Raw genomic sequence first — 21,151 nt, 5'->3', positions numbered from 1 at the left:
TCCGTGCCTGCAACAGTTAACAAATAAAATCAACTATCATAAATCTTGTGAAGATGCTTCCTTCGTCAGCATGACAAGATTGACGCAATTAATTAGGGCTTAGCAAGCATTTTTTAAGATAGCTTTACCAAACATAACTTGAACTATTTTTAAAATATACTTCTCCACAATCAGTAGACTCTACTTTAATAAATTTTAGCAAAAACCTAATTATTATTGTATTTTCGTTTGGTTCTAAGCTCTTTTCATTAATCTAGTAAAAGCGCTTGTTCGTTTAAACCAAATCAATGAATAAAATGCTTCATAAAACAATCTTCCTATTAGGTCTCATTATTTGTCAAGCGATAATAGGACAAACAAAACCGCTTACAGAAAAACAAAAAAAGAAATTCTATCCACAACAAGACATTGTTAGCCGTTACCATAACGACTGGACGCAAAAACATTACAAACAAAGAATGGCTACATTTGAGAAAGAGCCATTAGAAATGGGCGATATTGTTTTCATTGGGAATAGTATCACGGAAAAAATTAAAAACTGGGATGAAAAATTCAATAAACCACATCTTCGCAATCGTGGCATTGCCGGAGATCTTTCTGATGGAGTGCTAAAACGCCTGAACGAAATTGTTTATTTCAAACCTAAAGCCGTTTTTATGCTGATAGGAATCAATGACTTATTTAACATCCATCATAAAGAAGATAACGGAAAATTAAAATACGATAAAATAATCCCTTCCGCAGCTTATGTGGGACAAAATATTCTAAAAATTGCAAAACGAATTCACCATCAATCTCCGCAAACCCTTATCTATGTGCGCACCGTCTTACCTAGCCGCAGAGACTTTTTAAAACAGGATATTCTAAGCCTGAATGCTATTATTAAAAAAAATGAAAACAAAGGCTATTACAAAGTTTTAGACTTATACAGCCAATTTGCGGACGCTAATGGGGATTTGCCTAAAGAGTTTACCGTTGACGGAGTTCATTTAAGTGATAAAGGCTATGAAAAATGGATTAATTTTGAAAAACCAATTATTGATGCACTATAAACGTTTCGATTTCTGAAAATTTACATCTTTAAAAAAACAAAATCTCATGCTGACAGCCATCGTTCCTAAACTCCCCATGCGGGATAAAACCGCAACCAAAAGTTATTACATTGACCAATTAGGCTTTACTCAAATTGGAGATTATGGCGATTATTTACTGCTTAAAATAGACCAAATCGAAATTCATTTTTTTGAATTCAAAGACCTGAATCCTGAAGAAAATTACGGTCAGGTTTATATTCGAACGAATGCTATTGAGAGCTTTTACCAATCATTATTGGATAAGAAAGTCAGCATTCATCCTAATGCGCCTTTGCAAAACAAACCCTGGGGACAAAAAGAGTTTGCCCTACTCGATCCGGATAATAATTTGTTGACTTTTGGCGAAAGCATAACTTAAGGTTTTAATCTGCAAAATCTGCGTGCCTGTAAAATGTTTTACACTATCCCTAATCACTGTAAATCCGTTTAACCAATACTCTAAAATGGAAGATTTAAAAATACTCGAAATAACTTCAGACCAACTAACAGCATACAAAAGTTTTTTGACAATCGGACTGATAAATGATGAAGAAAACTTCAGAATAACAGCCACTGACGATCTTAGTACCCCGTTTCCTACTCGTGACAAAGAAGACAGCTTTACTCTTGGCGCTTACCTAAACAATCAATTAGCTGGCGTAGTAAGTTTTGCCCGAGAAGGCATTGACAGAGAAAAATTACGTCACAAAGGACTAATCTTTCGGATGTATGTAGCAAAAGATTTCCGTGGAAAAGGTATTGCTAAAATGCTTCTAAATGAATGTATCGAACGGGTAAAAAAAATGAATGATATTGAGCAAATTAATTTAACGGTCATTGCCAATAATGAAAACGCAAAAGCACTTTATGAGAAAATAGGTTTTGTCACCTTTGGCTCTGAAGAAAACGCCATCAAATGGAAAGACAAATATTTTACTGAAGAGCAAATGGTATTAAAGTTGCAATAAAATTATAAACTATTGTATATCCCTGCTTAGTAACTCATAAAATATATGGAACTAAAGAGATCAAATTTTATATAGCTAATTTATTCAATTAACTTTGCAACAATAAAACATTAAAAAAATCCAAATGAATATTTTAGAATTAATTCAAAAAAGATATACAGCTAAGCATTACCAATCTGACAAAGCAATTCCTCAGGATAAAATTGAAGATCTAAAAGAAATTTTGCGCCTTACTCCCTCTTCCATTAACATACAGCCTTGGAAGTTTACCTTTGTACAAAATCCAGAAATGAAGTCCAAATTGGCTGCTGTTTCAATGCACAATACCGAGAAAATCAATCAGGCACATTTATTAGTGGTCTTTTCGGTTGCAGATGATTTGGACGCTTTCCAAAAAATTGTTGATGAAGAATTACCGGCAGCCCGAAGAGATTGGTACAATAAAATCAGAGCCAATACTCCGGAAGCCGAATTGAAAACCTGGCTCGCCAAACAGGTTTATATTGCACTGGGTGTTGGTTTAACCGCCAGCATTGCCTTAGGACTGGATTCTACTGCTATGGAAGGAATTGAATCTGACAAATACAGAGCTATTCTCGATATGGCCGATTACAAACCTCTATTTGCTATGGCAGTAGGCTATGGTGCGGAAGATGATTTTAACCGTATCGAAGTGACTCCTAAATCAAGAAGATCATTGGAAAGTGTCATTGATCATATTTAAAATACCCTAACGGGTTTATATTTCTTTTTAAAATCTTTTGTCTCATCCATATAAACAACTGAGACAAAAGATTTTTCTAAAATATAATTAAAGAGGTAATGATAATAGTGGAATTTCACTTCTGGACGCCATCATTCCTGTTTTACTCCTGTGCACCATAGCATCCCAAAAACCATATTTATAGGGAACCATGATCAATAAATCGGCATTAATTTGATTTACCTCATCCTGAATGGCTTTGATTATTGCATTTGATGCTACATTTTTATAAAAATATTTTGTTCCGTCTAAACCATCTGCAAAATCATCACATTCATCATTGGTTTGCTGTTCAAGTTGCTTTATTGTTTTAGTAACATGAAAAAGTTCAATGGTGGCATCTAATTTTACTGCAATATCTTTTACCTTTTCTATAACTTTTTTATGAACCCCACGTGTAATATCGCAGGCAAAAAGTATTGTATTCAAACCTTTGTAAACGGCATTAACTGGAACTGCAAGCACAGGAAACTTAAGTGTTTGTAAGACATCTGTAGTAGTGTTTCCAAAAATATCCTGCTCAATAGAATCCTTTCCCATTCCCATTACTACAATATCTGTCTGAGTAGCCACAATAGTATCTTGAAGTTCTTTAATAAAATCGCCTTCTTTTAAAACCGCTTGCACTTCAATACTAAACTCTTCTGAAAGCTGATTAGCAGTCTTTACTAATTGTTTGTAAGCTAGTTCACTGAGTTCATTCATCGACGAAGAATAAATGCGCGCATTAAGTGCGTGAATAGATACATGATACAAATGGAACAGAATAATTTTTGCACCTGTAGCTGTTGCAAAATTGGCAGCATAAACAGCTGCATTAGTAGCTTCTTTTGAGAAATCGGTGGCAACGAGTATTGTTTTCATAATTTTTAATTTTTTAAAATTAAATCTGCTTTTCTAACAAAGATACCAAACGTTCGGTATCTTTAACAAACAAAACTTTTAAAGTTTAGTGGAAATTGTGTTAAAATTTAAAAAGAAAGTAGAACTATTAAATAAAAAAAATAGTAGTTTGCATAAAATATAATGATACTATGAATAACTACAAGAAGAAAAAAGAACCAATTGAGAATAGAAAGTTAATTCTTGAAGCTGCAATCGAATTGGCCAATACCCTTGAACTTAGTCAAATATCATTTGATGCACTTTCTAAAAAGTGTGGGCTTAGTAAAGGAGGAATAATCCATCATTTCCCCTCTAAAGAAGCTATTTTTGATACTCTTTTTAAAGAAAACTTTGAAGAATATCAAAATTGGGTTAAAGAAGAATTAGCGTCTGAAGATTTGCCTAATCCCGCAATTGCACTAATGAGAGTAACCATTAGGAAATGCAATGATGAAAGCTACCGCAAACTGATGAAAACAATCTATAAATGTCTAGTTAACAACGACCATTATTGTACCCTTTGGAACGAATGGTTTTCTAATAATATCATGAAAGATTTAGACGAAAACAAAGAGATAAAAACCTTATTAGGTACTATGGTTGCTATGGGTATATGGAATATGAATACTTTAGGATTATACCAAATTGAATCAGAAAAAATGAATCGAATATTGGATGTGATGCCAAAATAGTTGATTTTATTTTTAATCACATAATGAAACAAAGTTAGGACAAACTATTTCTTAAAATTTATCTACTTACTACAATTAAAATATTTTTTCCAACTAAAAAAATAGTAGTTTCGCAAGAAAATTTTTAAAAACAAATAATATGGCATCAGGATTTTTTGCACTATTAGATGATATTGCAGCTATTATGGACGATGTGGCCGTAATGAGTAAAGTGGCAGCCAAGAAAACTGCCGGAATTTTAGGAGATGATTTGGCTGTAAATGCCGAAAAAGCTTCCGGTTTTGCATCCTCCAGAGAATTACCTGTTTTATGGGCTATTACCAAAGGTTCGCTACTTAACAAAATCATCATACTGCCAATTGCTTTTGTACTGAGTACTTTTTTCCCAATAGCTATCAAAATTATCCTTATTCTGGGTGGCCTTTATCTGGCGTATGAAGGAGCTGAAAAAATATACGAATATCTGGTTCCACATCACCATGAAAAAATAGCCATCGAATCAAAAGTGCTTTCAGAAGAAGAAATTTTACTTGTCGAAAAAGAAAAAATCAAATCGGCTATTGTAACCGATTTTATCTTATCGGTCGAAATTGTTATTATGGCATTGGGAACAGTTTTGGGACAGGAAATCATTCCTCAAATCATTACCGTTTCCCTAATTGCTTTATTAGCTACAGTGGGTGTTTATGGCATTGTTGCGCTTATTGTTCGAATGGACGAAACAGGTTTCAAACTAATAGCCATGAGTACCAAAGAAAACAGCATTACCAAATCTATTGGAAAAATACTGGTTCAGGCTTTACCTAAAGTTATTAAGAGTTTAGCCGTTATTGGAACGATTGCTTTAATTCTGGTTGCAGGAGGAATATTTGCCCATAATATTGAATTTTTCCATCATTTTGCAGAAGCAATTCCTGCATTTATTAAAGAATTTATCATTGGACTGGTTTTCGGATTCGCTGTTTTAGTTTTAATTTCACTTTTCAAAAAAGTATTGAAAAAATAAATAAACAAGTACATTTAAAAAATTCAAAAACAGCATATTAGCTTTTATTTTTTGTAACTTAGTGGTACTCCAAACCAAAAAAAAAATTGTCAATTCTAAATTTAAAAGCTATGCCAAAGTATGTTATTGAAAGAGAAATTCCGGAAGCCGGAAAATTAACTCCTGAGCAATTAAAAGCCATTTCGCAAACCTCTTGTGGCGTATTGCTTAAAATGGGATCTGAAATCCAATGGGTTCATAGTTATGTAACGGATAACAAAATCTATTGTGTTTACAATGCGCCAAATGAGGAAATGATTCTTGAACATGCCAAACAAGGAGGATTTCCTGCTAATTCTATCAGTAAAGTTTCAGCAGTCATTGACCCCGTCACCGCTGAATAACGAATTCAATAACCAAGGCTGTTTCTAAAGAACAGCTTCTTTTTGTATTATTATCATTCCTCAAATAAATTTAATTCCTACTAATACATGAGCGCCGTATTCATCTCAAAAGTCAGTCCGAATCAAGTTGAAGCTTTACAAAAAATTGCACGTCAAACATTTTTCGAAACTTTCTCTGAATACAATTCGGAAGAAAACATGAAAAACTATTTAGAAGAAGGTCTTTCAATTGCAAAACTCGCAGCCGAACTGGATAATTCGGATTCAGAATTTTATTTTGCTACAGCTGAAAACGAAATTATTGGTTACTTAAAAATTAATTTTGGCGAATCGCAAACAGAACTCAAAGACAGCGAAGCACTGGAAATTGAAAGGATTTATGTAGCCAAAGCTTTTCACGGAAAAAAAGTAGGTCAATTACTTTATGATAAAGCCATTGAAATAGCAAAACATAAAAAAGTAGATTATGTTTGGTTAGGAGTTTGGGAAGAAAATCGAAGAGCCATTCATTTTTACCAAAAAAATGGTTTTGTCGAATTTGACAAACATATTTTTAAATTAGGTAACGATGAACAAACGGATATTATGATGAAACTCAAAATAAATTAAGAGCCTACCTTCCGGTATAATTGGGACAACCAAAACATTTTTTATCCAAATTAAACTGATACGTCAAAGACAACTCATACACCCCTCCTGTTTTACCTATTTTGGTGGTGTTCATATCATAAGATAATCCCAATCTTAAATGATCATACTGCAATCCTGTAAAAAGATTCACCGAGGTAAGCAAATGTCCATCAATCCCATTTTTAGCCGGATTAGTAACAGCCGTAACACCAAAAAACATCTTTTCAAATAAAATGGATGTTCCAATGTCTAAGCGATTGTAACGCCCCTGTTGCATATAGTTGGCGGTAGCAAACATTTTAGTTGCATAGGGAAAAAATTGCACGTCGATATAATCAGCTAAAAGGAATTCATATCCTGTACTCAAAGAGAAAAAGGTATTCAGTGGCACATTCCCATCTTTGTTAAAAGCAATATTGGGTTTATTGAGATGTTTCATTGATAAACCGATCCATAAATCCTCGGTATTGAAAACCATTCCGGCTCCAATATCAAAGAAACTTACTTTATCGTTTTGTAAAGCCGGATCTATCGAGGTCGCATTGTTAACTCCTGTTCGAATATTAATTTGGTCTTCTAATAATAAATTTCGAAAAGCAAAGGATTTATAACCAAATCCAACTTCAATAGCTGGTCTGAAATCCCATTCATCACTCACCCGTACCCGATAAGCATAATTAGCATTCAGTTGTGAAAAATTATAATTAGTAGCACTTTCCCTTTGATTTAAAAAACTCACACCAAGTCCACTATTCATTTCCTCGCTCCAAGTATTTAAAAAAACATAATCGGTAGCGATTTTTAAATTCAAATCCGGCCATTGTTCTCTGTGAATAATTCCCGTATAGGTGGTTTCCATAAAACCCGTAAATCCGGGATTTAAGGTTTCAGGCACTAAAAAATATTGGGTAAAAACAGGATCCTGTGCTTTAACAGATGCATAAAAAAAGCAAAAAACAAGAATGCTAACTATTTTAATTTTCATGTGTATTGACTTCTTCTATTTTATTAATGTTAAAGCTCCTTCCAGCGTAATACTGTGATTGTAAAATGTTTTTCCTATCATTTTATAATAATAATTACCGTTTTCAGCTTCTAAATCTTTTACTTTTCCGTTCCACCCCTTAATGTTTTCTCCAGTTTCACTGTAAATTAAACTTCCCCAGGTATCAAATACATACAAAGTAACTTCAGTAAAACCTAAGAATATTGGAGCAAAACTATCGTTAACCCCATCATTATTAGGTGAAAAAGCATTGGGCATTTCTACACTATAGCCTTTTTCAATTTTTAGAGTATTTGTGTAGACATATTGACATCCAAAAGGATAGGTAACGGTTTGTTTGACTGTATAAGTTCCTACTCTGGTATAAATGTGAGATGGATTTTCTTCATCGGAGAAATTACCGTCTCCAAAATCCCAGGAAATATTCGTAAAATCGCCAGTTGCTAAATTGGTAAACAAAATAGGATCAAAAATCGAATACAAATTATAGACATCAAATCCGTAAGAACCATATGAGAAATTAGCTTCTCTTAAAACGGGAGTATTCACATTAAAAGGGATACTAGCTTCACAACCAAAACTATCTTTGACACTAAAAACAATCAATCCGTTGTTATTCGTATTCATGATTTGGTTATTACTGCCGCTAACTACTCCGTCAGACCAACTTAAGGTATAAGGCGGAATTCCTCCCTTAACATGTCCTACGAATGTTTGTTTCACATATTTAGTATCACAATCAAAATCAGTTATGGTTTCAACCGTAGGTGTCAGTTGTTCAAAACGGGTAATTTTCCAAGAATTAGTTGCTTTACAGCCATTAGCATCCGTCACATTTACGGTATAATTATCCGGAGGCAAATTGGTTAAATCTTCTGTATTAGCACCATTAGACCAGGCATAAATAAATGGAGGTGTTCCTCCTGTTACCACCAAATTAATAGCTCCCGTATTCGCATCGTAACAACTCAATGGATTAGAAACATCAGCGCTTAACTCAATTGGTAAAGGCTCATTAATAATAAATTCTTCCTGAATGGTACAATTTTTTTTATCTGTAATTGTTACCGAATACTTTCCTGGTCCCAAATTATTTCGCTCCGTTCCTGCAGTCGAACCATCACTCCAGACTAAGGTTAACGGAGCAACTCCTCCAACCAAATTCAATCGGATGTGACCATTTTTTTCACCATAACAGCTTACATCTTTTACATCAGGACTAATTGAAAATTCGGGAACATTGTCAATGGTAATAGGAAATACTTTAGGGCAACCCAGAGCATCTTCAATAGTAATAATATAAGTTCCTGCCGACAAATTATTTTGGACTCTTCCTGAACCTAAATTACTCCATTTAATAATGTAAGGTTCTGCTGTTGCAAAAGGAACACCTCCACTAATGTTAGTAATCGTAATTGAGGCATCGCTATAATTATAACAGGCTATTTCCGTTTTTGTATATTCTAATTTAATTTCGGTATTCTGAGTCAACACAACCTCTAAATCATCTGTACATCCTGAATTGTCAGTTACTCTCAAATGATAAGTTCCTGCATACAGATTTCTTGGATTTTTAACCGTACTGCTATAATTATTAGGTCCTGTCCAATAATAACTATAATTAAAAACTCCGGGACTTGTTTGTGCGGCGCGGCCTCCGCTTACATCTACATCAATTTCTCCTGTATTATACCCATAACACAAAATATTTTTTTGGCTCGCTAATGTAACTTCTAATAATGGAGGATTAACAATTGTATAATCCCCTTCGAGTATATCGCAATTATTAATTTCTGTAATAGTTACATGATAAACACCTTCAGATAAATTTTGAAGGTTATTAGTTCCCGTAAACGGATTACCATCTTTAGTCCAAACATAAGTATAAGGTGTAGTACCGCCACTTACATTTAAATTAATTTGTCCGTCATTCAAATCATGACAGGAAATATCTGTTTTAAATCCAGAAAAAGCAAATTTAGCCGGTTGATTTACCTGATAAGTAGCTACAAAAGGACAATTTCCATTATCTGTAATTCTCAAAGTATAAGTTCCTGCGACTAAATTTGAAATATCCTCATCAGTACTGGTAAAACCATTGGGACCTGTCCAAGAAAACAAATACGGAGCACCTGTAGTAAAAGGAATTCCTCCTCTTACAGTTAAATTAATCGCTCCATCATCAGAACCAAAACAACTCGTATTTACAATTACCGGATTAGCAGTAATCAATGGATCTACGGTAACGGTAACGGTAAAATTAGGTCCCGGACAACTTCCTGCTGTAGGCGAAACAGTATAAGTAACAGTAGCACGATTTGAGGTAAGATTAGTTAATGTTTGACTGATTCTCGTTTGAGGAGAAGATTGTGCAAATGCGCCACTTATTGCTCCGGCAGGCGAAACTGTTGGTGTTGACCAGGTGTATGTAGTACCGGACGGAACATTATCTCCTCCACCACTTCTAGGAGTTATGCTAAAAGAACTTCCACTACATATTCTATTTGTTTTTGCGGAAATAATTGGAGAAAGTACTGTATTTACAGAAAAAGTTCGTGTCGTTGAAACCGATCCACAACTATTACTTACAGTAAATGTAGCCGTATAATTTCCACTGGTTGTATAATTAATAGCTCCAGGATTTAAGGAGTTAGATGTTGAAGGCGTACCTCCGGGAAAACTCCAGGAATAAGTCAATTCAGAACTTGGTGCACAATTCTCTACTACTTTTCCAACCGGATTGATTGTGGCAGAATTACAAAAATTAGAAATAGGATCTAAGGTAATAATTGGAGGTTTTTTAACTTCTATAATCTTAGTAATTTCTCTTTCGATACCGCAGGAATTTATAGTTCTTAATCGAAGGTAATAAGTTCCCGAAACCGTAAAATTGATTACTGGATCTTTCGAGTTTGAACTTGTTCCGGAAGTAAAATACCAATTCCCTCTTTCATTTTCACAATAGGGATCATAATAAGAAGTAACTGTCCAATAATAACTTTGAGAACCACAGGCAAATCTCGTATCGGTTGTATTGCTTATCTGAGTATTCGAATTGATACAAGCTTTTGTATAAGTAAAATTGGGTTGTAAAACAGGTTCCACACAAATATCTCTTCTGTATTCTACTCCCACACCACAAGGCGTTACAGCATTTAGTTTAATGGTATATGACCCTGGTGAGGTATAAACATGACTTGGATTAACCTGATTAGATACGGGTGTTCCATCACCAAAATCCCAGGTATATACTCCCACTGTACTACAATCATTTTTAAATCCGGCAACAGTGGTATTACTAAAATAAACTGACGAATTCACACAGGCTATACTTGGCGAACTAAAACTTACAGTTGGTTTATCCAAAATAATGATAGGACCGGCAGATAAACTCGTACTTCCACAAGAATTACTAATCGTCAAAGTTACCGTACTTCCACCCGGACAATTAAATCGCGTAAAAGTATGCGGAATAGGAAAACCCTGTGAAACAGAAGGATTTGAAGCATTATAATATACTGAACCTTCTAATTGCGATTGTGTATAATTTTCAATTGTACCATCACCAAAATTCACCGTATATCTGGTATCAGAAGGATTTAATGCCCAGGAACCAATGGCAAAATTCATTGGAGCTACCGGAATACAAAAGTTGGTCGTATTTCCTGGAGCAATCAAAGCTCCTACAGGATTGTTTGAATTTTTTACGATGTACGAAATACTATTATTACAACCTGCACTTCCTACGGCTGTAATAACCATATTAAAAGAACCTAAACGTTGGTACGTATGTGTCTTTGGAAAACTAACATTCGTTTCAGTGCTTCCATCACCCCAATCTATATTGTAAGAACTAATACAGGAGACCGAAGCAGAAGCATTACCTACTCGAATAGTATAGGTTAAATTGGTGTTATTATCACCACAACGTTCAAAAACTGAAGTATTACCAGCATCTGGATTGACAAACTTTAAATCAGGCTTTTGTTGTACTGAAACTGTTTTAGTTACTGAATTGCTTAAACCATTTTGATCTTTTACTGTAAGTTTGACATCAAAATTTTGAAAACCGCAACCTAAAGCAGTAAAACTATGCGTAGGATTACTATTGGTTGAACTTGTACCATCTCCAAAATCCCATAGATACGTATAAGGTGCATCGCCTGTTATATTAGGTGTAAATGTTATTGGCGTATTCGAACAACTGTTATTATTATTAAAACTAAAATCAACTGTTGGAGCCGCTACATTACTATCAACTCTGTCAATAATAGCTTTTGCCATCCCCTCATTACAGTTGCAAAAAATTAGAATAACAAGAAAAAAACAGGGATATAATAGACGTAAAATTTTCACCATAAATTAAAAAAATAATTTTCTGACAAAAATAAATATAAAATTGATTTAATCTACATTTATGTAAGATAAATGTAATAACTACAATTTTGTAACTTATCACTTTTCTAAATCACAATATTCCTACTCTTCATAAAAATACCTATTTTTGCAGTCTAAAATTTTTATCGATGCCAAATAAAAAATACAAAATAGCCGTTATTCAGTTGAACTTGAATGATGTTGCCGAAAATAATCTAAAAAAATGTATCAGTTGGGTAAGAGACGCTGCCAATCAAGGAGCAGAAGTAATCTCATTACCTGAATTATATAGCAGTCATTATTTCTGTCAAAGTGAAGATGTAGACAATTTTGCTTTGGCTGAACCTTTATACAGCACTTCTTTTATAGCTTTTAGCGAATTAGCTAAAGAATTAGGAGTGGTAATCATTGTTCCTTTCTTCGAAAAAAGAATGGCAGGCATCTATCACAACAGTGCTTACATTATTGATACTGATGGAACTGAAGCGGGATTATACCGTAAAATGCACATTCCGGACGATCCAGCATTTTATGAAAAATTCTATTTCACTCCAGGTGATTTAGGTTTCAAAAACAATCGTACTCAAAAAGGAAATATTGGAACTTTAATTTGTTGGGATCAATGGTATCCAGAAGCAGCTCGTTTAACGGCACTTAAAGGTGCTGAAGTTTTATTTTATCCAACAGCAATTGGATGGCATCCACAAGAAAAAGAACAATATGGTGAAAACCAATATGGCGCCTGGATGAATGTTATGAAAGGACATGCCGTTGCTAATGGTGTTTATGTTGCCGCGGCAAACCGCATTGGTTTAGAACAATATTTACCAGATACTCCAGGAATTGAATTCTGGGGAGCTTCGTTTATTTGTGGACCTCAAGGAGAAATTTTAGCACAGGCATCACATGATAAAGAAGAAATCTTAATTGCTGAGGTTGATTTAGACTTACAAGAAAATGTACGCCAAAATTGGCCATTCTTCAGAGATAGAAGAATTGATGCTTTTGGTGATATTACTAAAAGAGCGATAGACTAATCATGAGTATAAACACAAGACGTTTTCCTGCTGAATGGGAAAAACAAGAGGGAATTTTACTTTGTTTTCCGCATAACGGAAATGATTGGCCTGGAAAATACGATGCTATTCAATGGGCTTTTGTAGAGTTTATTAAAAAAGTGGCTGCTTATGAAAAAGTATTTCTAGTAGTTATTGACCAAAAACTACAAGACAAGGTAACAGATATGCTTGAAAGAGCTCGCGTAGACTTAAAGCAAGTTTCGTTTATCATTCAGAAAACCAATCGCTCTTGGATGCGTGATTCTGGTCCTATTGTGGTGTACAAAGACGGCAAAAGAGAAGCTTTGAATTTTAATTTCAACGGTTGGGCAAAATACAAAAACTTCCAGCTGGATAAGCATGTTCCTAAAACAGTTGCTGATGCTTTACAAATACCTTTAACTCAGGTAACCTACAACGGAAAACCCGTAATTGTTGAAGGTGGCGCAATTGATGTAAATGGTCGTGGTACGCTTTTAACATCAGAAGAATGTTTGATGCACCCAAGTATTCAGGTGCGTAATGCAGGTTTTACTAAAGCCGATTACGAAGCCGTTTTTAAAGAATATTTAGGTGTAACCAATGTGATTTGGTTAGGAGACGGAATTCAGGGTGATGATACTCACGGTCATATTGACGATTTAGCCCGTTTTATCAACGAAGACACCATTGTTACCATTGTAGAAACGGATAAAACAGATGCTAATTACGAACCTTTGCAAGATAATCTGAAACGTTTACAAAATGCCAAATTAGAAAATGGGAAATCACCGGTTATTGTAACATTGCCAATGCCAAAACGATTGGATTTTGAAGACCTACGTTTACCAGCAAGTTATGCTAATTTCCTGATTTTAAATAATTGTGTGTTAGTTCCAACTTTTAATGACGCCAACGATAGAAAAGCACTAAATATCTTAGCTGAATGTTTCCCTGACCGAGAAATTATTGGCATCAGTGCGATTGATTTGATTTGGGGATTCGGAACCTTGCATTGTTTAAGTCAGCAGATTCCTGCTTAGTTTTTTTTTACCGCAAAGTTTGCAAAGGTTTCGCAAAGCTATTTTAAAGCTTTGCGAAGCTTTGATATTTTAAATCTGCTGAATCTGCGTTAAAAAAAATAGCACGCAGATTCAGCAGATTACTTTTCTTTGTGACCTTTGCGAAGTACTTTCAAAACTTTGCGGTTAAATAAAGTATCGATACAACATCGCGCATACGATTCCAAAACCAAAACTCAACAAAGTACCTATCAAAATATACTCCGTCAATCGAACATCTTTAGATTCTTTTAAATCACCAAATCTAAAAATAGACTTAGCTGCCAGTAAAAAGCCAATTCCTTCCCAGAAATTAATCACTACAAAAAAGAAAATAAAAAGTCTTTCTAAAATCCCAATATATTTTCCGGCATTATTGGTATTTCCTGGATCTGTCTTTATAATTTGAGAACTCCATTTAGACAACAATACTTTCAACACAATAGCACTCACATAGGTCACTAAAACTAAAGAAGTAATCAAGGCTAAGCTTTGAGTAGAATACAAGCTATCAAAAGGAATTTGGTATGAAAAATAACAATATACCACTATTGCTATCATCAATAAATGCAAAACTTGATCTACAAAAAACCAAAGTTTTGCTGTTTTCTTTTTCTCAAAATACAATTTGGCACAATCAATCGCCAAATGGCTCAAAACCAGAAAAAATACTCCTAGTAAATAATCACTATTGAACTTTGTGGTAATTAGCAACAATACTAAATGCAAACCTATGTGATAATACAAATACTTCGATTTGATTTTTTTCTTCTTCTTATCTTTTACCCAAGTAGTAGGCTGCAATAAAAAATCACCTATTAAATGCGCCAAAAGCAAACTTAAAAATAATACTACCATCGTTTTTTTATTTCATGTTTATAAAATGCAATTGTATTTTTCAACTCCTCATATCCAGCTCTTTTCAGCGAAGAGCTAATAGAGCTTTGACTTTTTCTATTTAGCGCTTCTGCCAATTGATTTTGGTTACTCTCCGGGTTTTCTAACGCTTTTTTTAAAATTTCAGCCGAAGTACTTGTCCAATTATCAGCAATCATTAACATAAACGAAAAAATAACTGCAAAAGTGGCATCGAATTCTTTCCAAGGTGTTAGCAATCCTAAGGTTTGTTTCTTCAAATTTTCGAAACATTCTCCAGAATTTATAAATGCCTCACCATTGGATTCTGTAATTTTTTGGGCCACATAATCCACAGAACCTATTCCTATTGCCATTCGCACATCTAATTCCTTAAATTGCTTGATAGTTGCTTTTATATACAAAGCCACTTCAAGTGCTTCTTCAACCGAAACGAGCAACTGAAAACTATCCCCTCTATAAATTTCCCAATCTTGAGGTTCATTACCGTAATTATTCAGAACAGCTTTTAACTCCTCCAACCAAATTGCCGATGGCAACTTTCTGGAATGCATAATATCTCCTGTAATAACTGCTTTCATCTTTTAAATTTTGAAGCAAGATACAAAAAATATCGCTAAATTAAGCGATAATTAAAAATATCGTTAAATTAAGCGATAATTAAAAATATCATCCAATTAAGTGATATCTAATCTATTTATTTCAAGAAATAGTTTTACAACCAAAACTGCTTTTGCAAAAAATCTCATTTTTAAAATTCCCAATTAAAAACTATCTTCGTCATTCAATTTAAAGATTAAAAGATTGATCTAAATTCTGCAATCTAAATTCTAAAATCAATTCATGTCTTCTAATAATCTCCTACTTACTCCTATCGAATATTTAAAAGGTGTTGGTCCCAGTCGAGGCGAATTACTTCGTAAGGAATTGGGGATTCACAAATACGGAGATTTACTGAATTTATATCCAAACCGCTATATTGACCGCACCCGATATTATAAAATTAACCAATTGCAAAACAATGTGGCTGAGGTTCAAATTATCGGGAAAATTATCAATATCAAAACCGTTGAATTTGCCAAAGGTAGAAAACGCTTAGTAGCTACTTTTGTAGACGATACAGGTCAGATGGAATTGGTTTGGTTTCAAGGACACAAATGGGTTCGGGAGTCTTTGAAATTAAATGAAGTGATGGTTATTTTTGGCAAATGTACCTCGTTTAACGGCATGTACAACATGGCACATCCCGAAATTGAATTGTGGAGCGAGCACGAACAAAGTTTGCGTTCAGCCATGCAAGCAGTTTATCCTTCCACCGAAGCCTTAACGAATAAAGGAATTTCAAACAGAGTCATTAACAAAATGATGCAGCAATTATTTTTAGAAACACAAGCTTTATTTTCAGAAACTTTGCCGGATTATCTCATCCAAGACTTGAAGTTGATTCCTAAAAATGCTGCCTTATTCAACATACATTTCCCTAAAAGTGCCGAGGCTTTGGCGAAAGCCCAATTTCGATTAAAATTTGAAGAATTGTTTTTCATTCAGTTACAACTGATTATGAAAAACCTAATTCAGAAACACAAAATAAAAGGACATCCATTTACTAAAGTTGGTGATTTTTTTAATGAGTTTTACCAAAACCACCTGCCTTTTGATCTCACTGGAGCACAAAAAAGAGTGATCAAAGAAATTCGAACCGATATGGGAAGTAATGCCCAAATGAATCGTTTGCTACAAGGAGACGTAGGTTCAGGAAAAACGATTGTGGCTTTTATGAGCATGTTATTAGCCATGGATAATGGTTTTCAGGCTTGCTTGATGGCACCAACAGAAATCTTAGCCAATCAGCATTTTATTGGACTTTCAGAATTGGCTAATGAATTAAATATCAATATCAAAATACTAACTGGTTCCACTAAAACTTCAGAAAGAAAAATTATTCATGAAGAACTTGAAAATGGGGCTTTGCAAATCCTAATTGGAACACATGCTTTACTCGAAGACAAAGTAAAATTTCACAATTTAGGTTTGGCAGTTATTGATGAACAACACCGTTTTGGAGTAGAACAGCGTTCTAAGTTATGGAAGAAAAATACCATTCCGCCACATATTTTAGTAATGACCGCTACTCCTATTCCACGAACGCTTGCCATGAGTTTGTATGGAGATTTGGATATTTCAGTTATTGACGAATTACCCCCTGGAAGAAAACCTATTCAAACTGTGCATCGTTATGATAGCAATCGTTTGAAAATTTGGAAATTTATTAGAGACGAAATTGCTTTAGGTCGCCAAATATATATTGTATATCCACTAATTCAAGAATCAGAAAAGATGGATTACAAGGATTTAATGGACGGTTACGAAAGTATTTCCAGAGATTTTCCATTGCCACAATATGCCGTTTCTATTCTTCACGGCAAAATGAAGCCAGCGGACAAAGATGCCGAAATGAAACGTTTTGCAGAAGGAAAAACAAACATTATGGTAGCTACAACCGTTATTGAAGTTGGGGTAAATGTTCCCAATGCTTCGGTGATGATTATTGAGAGTGCCGAACGTTTTGGACTATCGCAATTACACCAATTAAGAGGACGTGTGGGTCGTGGTGCCGAACAAAGTTATTGTATTTTAATCACTGACCACAAACTGAGTTCTGATAGCAAAACCAGAATGGAAACTATGGTTCGTACTAATGATGGTTTTGAAATTGCCGAAGTAGATTTGAAATTACGTGGTCCAGGAAATCTCATGGGAACACAACAAAGCGGTGTGTTAAACCTTCAAATTGCCGATATTGTAAAAGACCGAGAAATATTGGCACTAGCCAGAGAAAAAGCCATGAAAATTGTTCATACCGATTCTCCAATGCTAAAACCAGAACATGCTACATTAAAAGCAGTCTATTTAGAACTTACTAAGAAAAAAAACATCTGGAATTACATTAGCTAAATTGATTTTCAATTAAATTTACTTCAAACTTTTACAGATGATTTCATACAACCCAAAAGACTGGCTTACTTTTATTTTTCGTTTTCATAAAGCAGATACATTTAGACAACTTTTTCCTTTAATTCTATTAATAGGATTGTATGCTGCAGCAGTTGCATATCTAGAACTTGAATATTGGGACTTACCTGATGATAGTCATGTAAAAAACATATCTATGATGCACGGTATGTTAGGATTTGTTATCTCACTTTTATTGGTTTTCAGAACCAACACAGCTTACGATCGTTGGTGGGAAGGACGTAAATTATGGGGAGCATTAGTTAACAATAGTAGAAATCTAGCCCTAAAACTCAATGCTATTTTGGAAGACGAAAAAGACAAAGCTTTTTTTAGAAAAATGATTCCAAGCTACGCCTCAATATTAAACAAACATCTAAAAGACGAAGAAACGGGAAAACAATTGTCAGATGAAATTATTTTTCCTGTTGACCACCACACTCATCGTCCTAATCAAGTGGCAAAAATGATGTTTCAAAAAATCAATGACTTATATAAAAAACAAAAAATAACTGGGGACCAACTCATCATAATCAATAATGAAATTCAATCGTTTACGGATATTTGTGGTGCTTGCGAACGAATAAAGAATACACCAATCCCCTATTCTTACAGCGTATTTTTGAAAAAATTTATTTTTTTCTATGTAATGACTTTACCTTTTGGGTATGTATTTAATCTTGGGTATTTTGTAATTCCTGTAGTGGTTTTTATTTTCTATGTTTTGGCCAGTTTAGAATTAATTGCCGAAGAAATTGAAGAACCTTTTGGCCATGACGACAATGATTTACCTACTCGAAAAATAGCTGAAAACATTAAAAAACATGTGGAGGAACTAATTTAATTTTTCACAAAATCATAAAAAAGAGATTAAATATAAAAGCAAAAAGTGAGTTTAATAACTTTGAAGCTCGGCTGACAATGTTTATATTTGCAACCTTATTAAAATTTACAAATGAAAATATCATACAACTGGTTAAAACAATTCATTAAAACCGATTGGAATTCAGAAGAAACAGCAGCATTACTTACTGATTTAGGTCTTGAAGTAGAAGTTGTTGAAAAATATCAATCTGTAAAAGGAGGATTAGAAGGTATCGTAGTAGGACATGTACTTACTTGTGAACCACATCCCGATGCCGACAGACTAAAAGTAACCACAGTTGATGTAGGAACTGGAACTCCAATACAAGTTGTGTGTGGTGCTGCCAATGTTGCTGCAGGGCAAAAAGTGCCTGTAGCTACTATTGGAACCGTATTATACGATAAAGAAGGAACTTCATTTACTATAAAGAAAGGAAAAATTCGTGGACAAGAAAGTCACGGAATGATTTGCGCTGAAGACGAATTAGGTCTAGGTGAAAGTCATGATGGAATTATGGTTTTAGATAATGAATTAGCTCCAGGAACTCCTGCATCTCAAGTTTTCAAAATTGAAAATGACGAAGTTTTCGAAATTGGCTTAACGCCAAATCGCGCCGACGCCATGAGCCATTTAGGTACAGCAAGAGATTTAAGAGCAGGATTATTGCAAAACGGAGTTAGTGTTGAATTGATTACTCCTTCAGTGAGTGGTTTTAGAGTTGACATGCGTACTTTAAAAATTGACGTTAAAGTAGAAGCTCCTCTTTTAGCTCCTCGCTATTGTGGGGTTACTATTTCTGGTATTACTGTAAAACCTTCACCAGCTTGGTTGCAAGACCGCTTAAAAGCTATTGGAATCAATCCAAAAAACAATATTGTCGATGTTACTAATTATGTTTTGCATGATTTAGGACAACCATTACACGCTTTTGATGCTGCAAAAATCAACGGAAAAATACACGTAAAGACAGTTGAAGCAGGAACAAAATTCACAACTCTAGATGATGTTGAAAGAACATTACACGAAGAAGATTTGATGATTTGTGATGAAAAAGGACCTATGTGCATTGCAGGAGTTTTTGGTGGACAAAATTCTGGAGTAACAAACAACACTACTTCTATTTTCTTAGAAAGTGCTTATTTTAATCCTGTAAGTGTTAGAAAAACAGCCAAAAGACATCAATTAAATACTGATGCTTCTTTTAGATTTGAAAGAGGAATTGACCCTACCATTACAGCTTATGCCTTAAAACGTGCAGCCTTATTAATTCAAGAAGTAGCGGGTGGAAATATTACATCTGAAATTGTAGATATTTATACTAAGAAAATTGAGGATTTCTCCGTTTTTTTAAACTTTGAAAATGTTACCAAAATTATTGGACAAAAAATACCAAAAGACACTATCAAACAAATTTTAGTTTCTTTAGATATCAAAGTTAATAGTGTATCAGAATCTGGTTTAGGTTTGACTATTCCGGCTTACCGTGTAGATGTTCAAAGAGAAATTGACGTTATTGAAGAAATCTTAAGAGTCTATGGTTATAATAAAATTGATTTTTCAAACAAACTAAATGCTACGGTTTTTAATGCGCCAAGAAACGAAGACTACAAACTTCAAAATATTGTTGGGAATCAATTGAATTCACAAGGTTTCCACGAAATGATGGCTAATTCATTGACAACTGCTTCTTATGTTCAGCTTTCTGAAATGTTGAAAGAAGAACATAATGTAACTATGTTAAATCCATTGAGTAATGATTTAGCTACTATGCGTCAATCTTTATTGTTTTCTGGATTAGAAGCGATTGCTTACAATATTAACCGTAAAAATGCCGATTTAAAATTATTTGAATTCGGGAAAACCTACCACAAATTCCTTTCCGGATACGAAGAACACAAACATTTGACATTGTTTTTAACAGGAAACAGAAACCAGGAAAATTGGACTAATCCACAAAAACCTTCCGATTTCTTTTTATTTAAAGGATATGTAGATGCTGTTCTTTCAAGATTAGGAATCAAAAAAACTCAAAATTCCCCTGCTAAATCAGATGTCTTCGCTGAAGGAATTGCTATTGGTACAGGACACAATGTTTTGGTTGAATTTGGAGTTGTAAAAAAATCAATTCTGAAACATTTTGGAATCAAACAAGAAGTATTTTATGCTGACTTTAATTGGGAAACGGTTATGAAAACCATTCCTAACAAAATAAAATACACTGAAATTACTAAATACCCTGAAGTTAGAAGAGATTTAGCTTTACTTCTGGATCAAAATGTTAGCTACGATAGCATTTATGCTATTGCAAGACAAACAGAGAAAAGCTTATTGAAGGACATCAATCTTTTTGATGTTTACGAAGGGAAAAACTTGCCTGAAGGTAAAAAATCTTATGCTTTGAGTTTCATACTTCAAGACGATTCAAAAACACTTACTGACGCTCAAATTGACAAAATTATGGGCAAATTGCAAAAGAATTTTGAAACAGAACTTGGCACTAGCTTGAGATAATATTTC

General features: G+C 34.1%; 18 protein-coding genes. 13 read left to right on the top strand and 5 right to left on the bottom strand.

The annotated features are described in order from the left end of the window. Nucleotides 1-287 precede the first annotated feature (287 nt). The 4 genes from AC4FRF_RS15745 to AC4FRF_RS15730 all read left to right on the top strand — a co-directional run bounded on the left by AC4FRF_RS15745 (nt 288) and on the right by AC4FRF_RS15730 (nt 2,765). Entirely contained in the window at nt 288-1,052 is a 765-nt protein-coding gene (locus tag AC4FRF_RS15745; protein ID WP_491160926.1) for a GDSL-type esterase/lipase family protein, read from the top strand. Between the two features lie 46 nt (nt 1,053-1,098). Continuing rightward, on the top strand, nt 1,099-1,452 hold the full coding sequence (locus tag AC4FRF_RS15740; protein WP_491160924.1) for a bleomycin resistance protein: 354 nt from the start codon (nt 1,099-1,101) through the stop codon (nt 1,450-1,452). A 22-nt stretch (nt 1,453-1,474) separates the two neighbouring features. Continuing rightward, on the top strand, nt 1,475-2,041 hold the full coding sequence (locus tag AC4FRF_RS15735; RefSeq protein ID WP_491160922.1) for a GNAT family N-acetyltransferase: 567 nt from the start codon (nt 1,475-1,477) through the stop codon (nt 2,039-2,041). Between the two features lie 124 nt (nt 2,042-2,165). After that, on the top strand, nt 2,166-2,765 hold the full coding sequence (locus tag AC4FRF_RS15730; RefSeq protein ID WP_491160920.1) for a nitroreductase family protein: 600 nt from the start codon (nt 2,166-2,168) through the stop codon (nt 2,763-2,765). Nucleotides 2,766-2,852: 87 nt separating this feature from the next. Here the strand turns inward: AC4FRF_RS15730 and AC4FRF_RS15725 are convergent, their stop codons facing one another. After that, nucleotides 2,853-3,668: a universal stress protein gene (locus tag AC4FRF_RS15725; protein WP_491160919.1), complete on the bottom strand. Its 816-nt coding sequence runs from the start codon at nt 3,666-3,668 to the stop codon at nt 2,853-2,855. A 170-nt stretch (nt 3,669-3,838) separates the two neighbouring features. Between AC4FRF_RS15725 and AC4FRF_RS15720 the strand changes: the two genes are divergently transcribed. The 4 genes from AC4FRF_RS15720 (at nt 3,839) to AC4FRF_RS15705 (ending at nt 6,379) form a co-directional block, all read left to right on the top strand. Further along, nucleotides 3,839-4,381: a TetR/AcrR family transcriptional regulator gene (locus AC4FRF_RS15720; protein ID WP_491160918.1), complete on the top strand. Its 543-nt coding sequence runs from the start codon at nt 3,839-3,841 to the stop codon at nt 4,379-4,381. Between the two features lie 139 nt (nt 4,382-4,520). Next, nucleotides 4,521-5,387 carry a DUF808 domain-containing protein gene (locus AC4FRF_RS15715; protein ID WP_491160916.1) on the top strand — a complete coding sequence of 289 codons (867 nt, stop codon included), beginning with the start codon at nt 4,521-4,523 and terminating at the stop codon, nt 5,385-5,387. 110 nt (nt 5,388-5,497) lie between these two features. After that, entirely contained in the window at nt 5,498-5,770 is a 273-nt protein-coding gene (locus AC4FRF_RS15710) for a DUF4242 domain-containing protein (RefSeq protein WP_491160914.1), read from the top strand. A gap of 87 nt (nt 5,771-5,857) precedes the next feature. After that, nucleotides 5,858-6,379: a GNAT family N-acetyltransferase gene (locus AC4FRF_RS15705; RefSeq protein ID WP_491160912.1), complete on the top strand. Its 522-nt coding sequence runs from the start codon at nt 5,858-5,860 to the stop codon at nt 6,377-6,379. A gap of 4 nt (nt 6,380-6,383) precedes the next feature. Here the strand turns inward: AC4FRF_RS15705 and AC4FRF_RS15700 are convergent, their stop codons facing one another. Then, the gene (locus tag AC4FRF_RS15700) at nt 6,384-7,385 is read right to left on the bottom strand and encodes a PorP/SprF family type IX secretion system membrane protein (RefSeq protein ID WP_491160910.1); all 1,002 of its coding nucleotides are present in this window, start codon (nt 7,383-7,385) and stop codon (nt 6,384-6,386) included. Nucleotides 7,386-7,400: 15 nt separating this feature from the next. Continuing rightward, a complete protein-coding gene (locus AC4FRF_RS15695) occupies nt 7,401-11,690 on the bottom strand; it encodes a PKD domain-containing protein (RefSeq protein WP_491160908.1) in 4,290 nt (1,429 codons plus the stop codon). 242 nt (nt 11,691-11,932) lie between these two features. On the opposite strand from AC4FRF_RS15695, the gene AC4FRF_RS15690 reads away from it, so the two are divergent. Beyond that, nucleotides 11,933-12,820: a carbon-nitrogen hydrolase gene (locus tag AC4FRF_RS15690; protein ID WP_491160907.1), complete on the top strand. Its 888-nt coding sequence runs from the start codon at nt 11,933-11,935 to the stop codon at nt 12,818-12,820. Between the two features lie 2 nt (nt 12,821-12,822). After that, nucleotides 12,823-13,863, top strand: coding sequence for an agmatine deiminase family protein (locus tag AC4FRF_RS15685; protein WP_491160905.1), 1,041 nt, complete (start codon nt 12,823-12,825; stop codon nt 13,861-13,863). 165 nt (nt 13,864-14,028) lie between these two features. Here the strand turns inward: AC4FRF_RS15685 and AC4FRF_RS15680 are convergent, their stop codons facing one another. Then, the gene (locus tag AC4FRF_RS15680) at nt 14,029-14,739 is read right to left on the bottom strand and encodes a DUF3307 domain-containing protein (protein ID WP_491160903.1); all 711 of its coding nucleotides are present in this window, start codon (nt 14,737-14,739) and stop codon (nt 14,029-14,031) included. Further along, nucleotides 14,733-15,338 carry a transcriptional regulator gene (locus AC4FRF_RS15675; RefSeq protein ID WP_491160901.1) on the bottom strand — a complete coding sequence of 202 codons (606 nt, stop codon included), beginning with the start codon at nt 15,336-15,338 and terminating at the stop codon, nt 14,733-14,735. The genes AC4FRF_RS15680 and AC4FRF_RS15675 overlap by 7 nt, the downstream gene beginning before the upstream one ends. Before the next feature lie 262 nt (nt 15,339-15,600). Here AC4FRF_RS15675 and recG point away from each other — a divergent pair, with 262 nt between their 5' ends. The 3 genes from recG to pheT all read left to right on the top strand — a co-directional run bounded on the left by recG (nt 15,601) and on the right by pheT (nt 21,145). Continuing rightward, nucleotides 15,601-17,712: an ATP-dependent DNA helicase RecG gene (gene recG / locus AC4FRF_RS15670; protein WP_491160899.1), complete on the top strand. Its 2,112-nt coding sequence runs from the start codon at nt 15,601-15,603 to the stop codon at nt 17,710-17,712. A gap of 37 nt (nt 17,713-17,749) precedes the next feature. Then, nucleotides 17,750-18,613 carry a bestrophin family protein gene (locus AC4FRF_RS15665; protein ID WP_491160897.1) on the top strand — a complete coding sequence of 288 codons (864 nt, stop codon included), beginning with the start codon at nt 17,750-17,752 and terminating at the stop codon, nt 18,611-18,613. Nucleotides 18,614-18,724: 111 nt separating this feature from the next. After that, nucleotides 18,725-21,145 carry a phenylalanine--tRNA ligase subunit beta gene (pheT, locus tag AC4FRF_RS15660; RefSeq protein ID WP_491160895.1) on the top strand — a complete coding sequence of 807 codons (2,421 nt, stop codon included), beginning with the start codon at nt 18,725-18,727 and terminating at the stop codon, nt 21,143-21,145. The last annotated feature ends 6 nt before the right edge of the window (nt 21,146-21,151 follow it).

Source organism: Flavobacterium sp. ST-158, assembly GCF_058309975.1.
The sequence above is the reverse complement of the archived record's forward strand: the minus strand, read 5'-3'. Positions and strand labels throughout refer to the sequence as shown.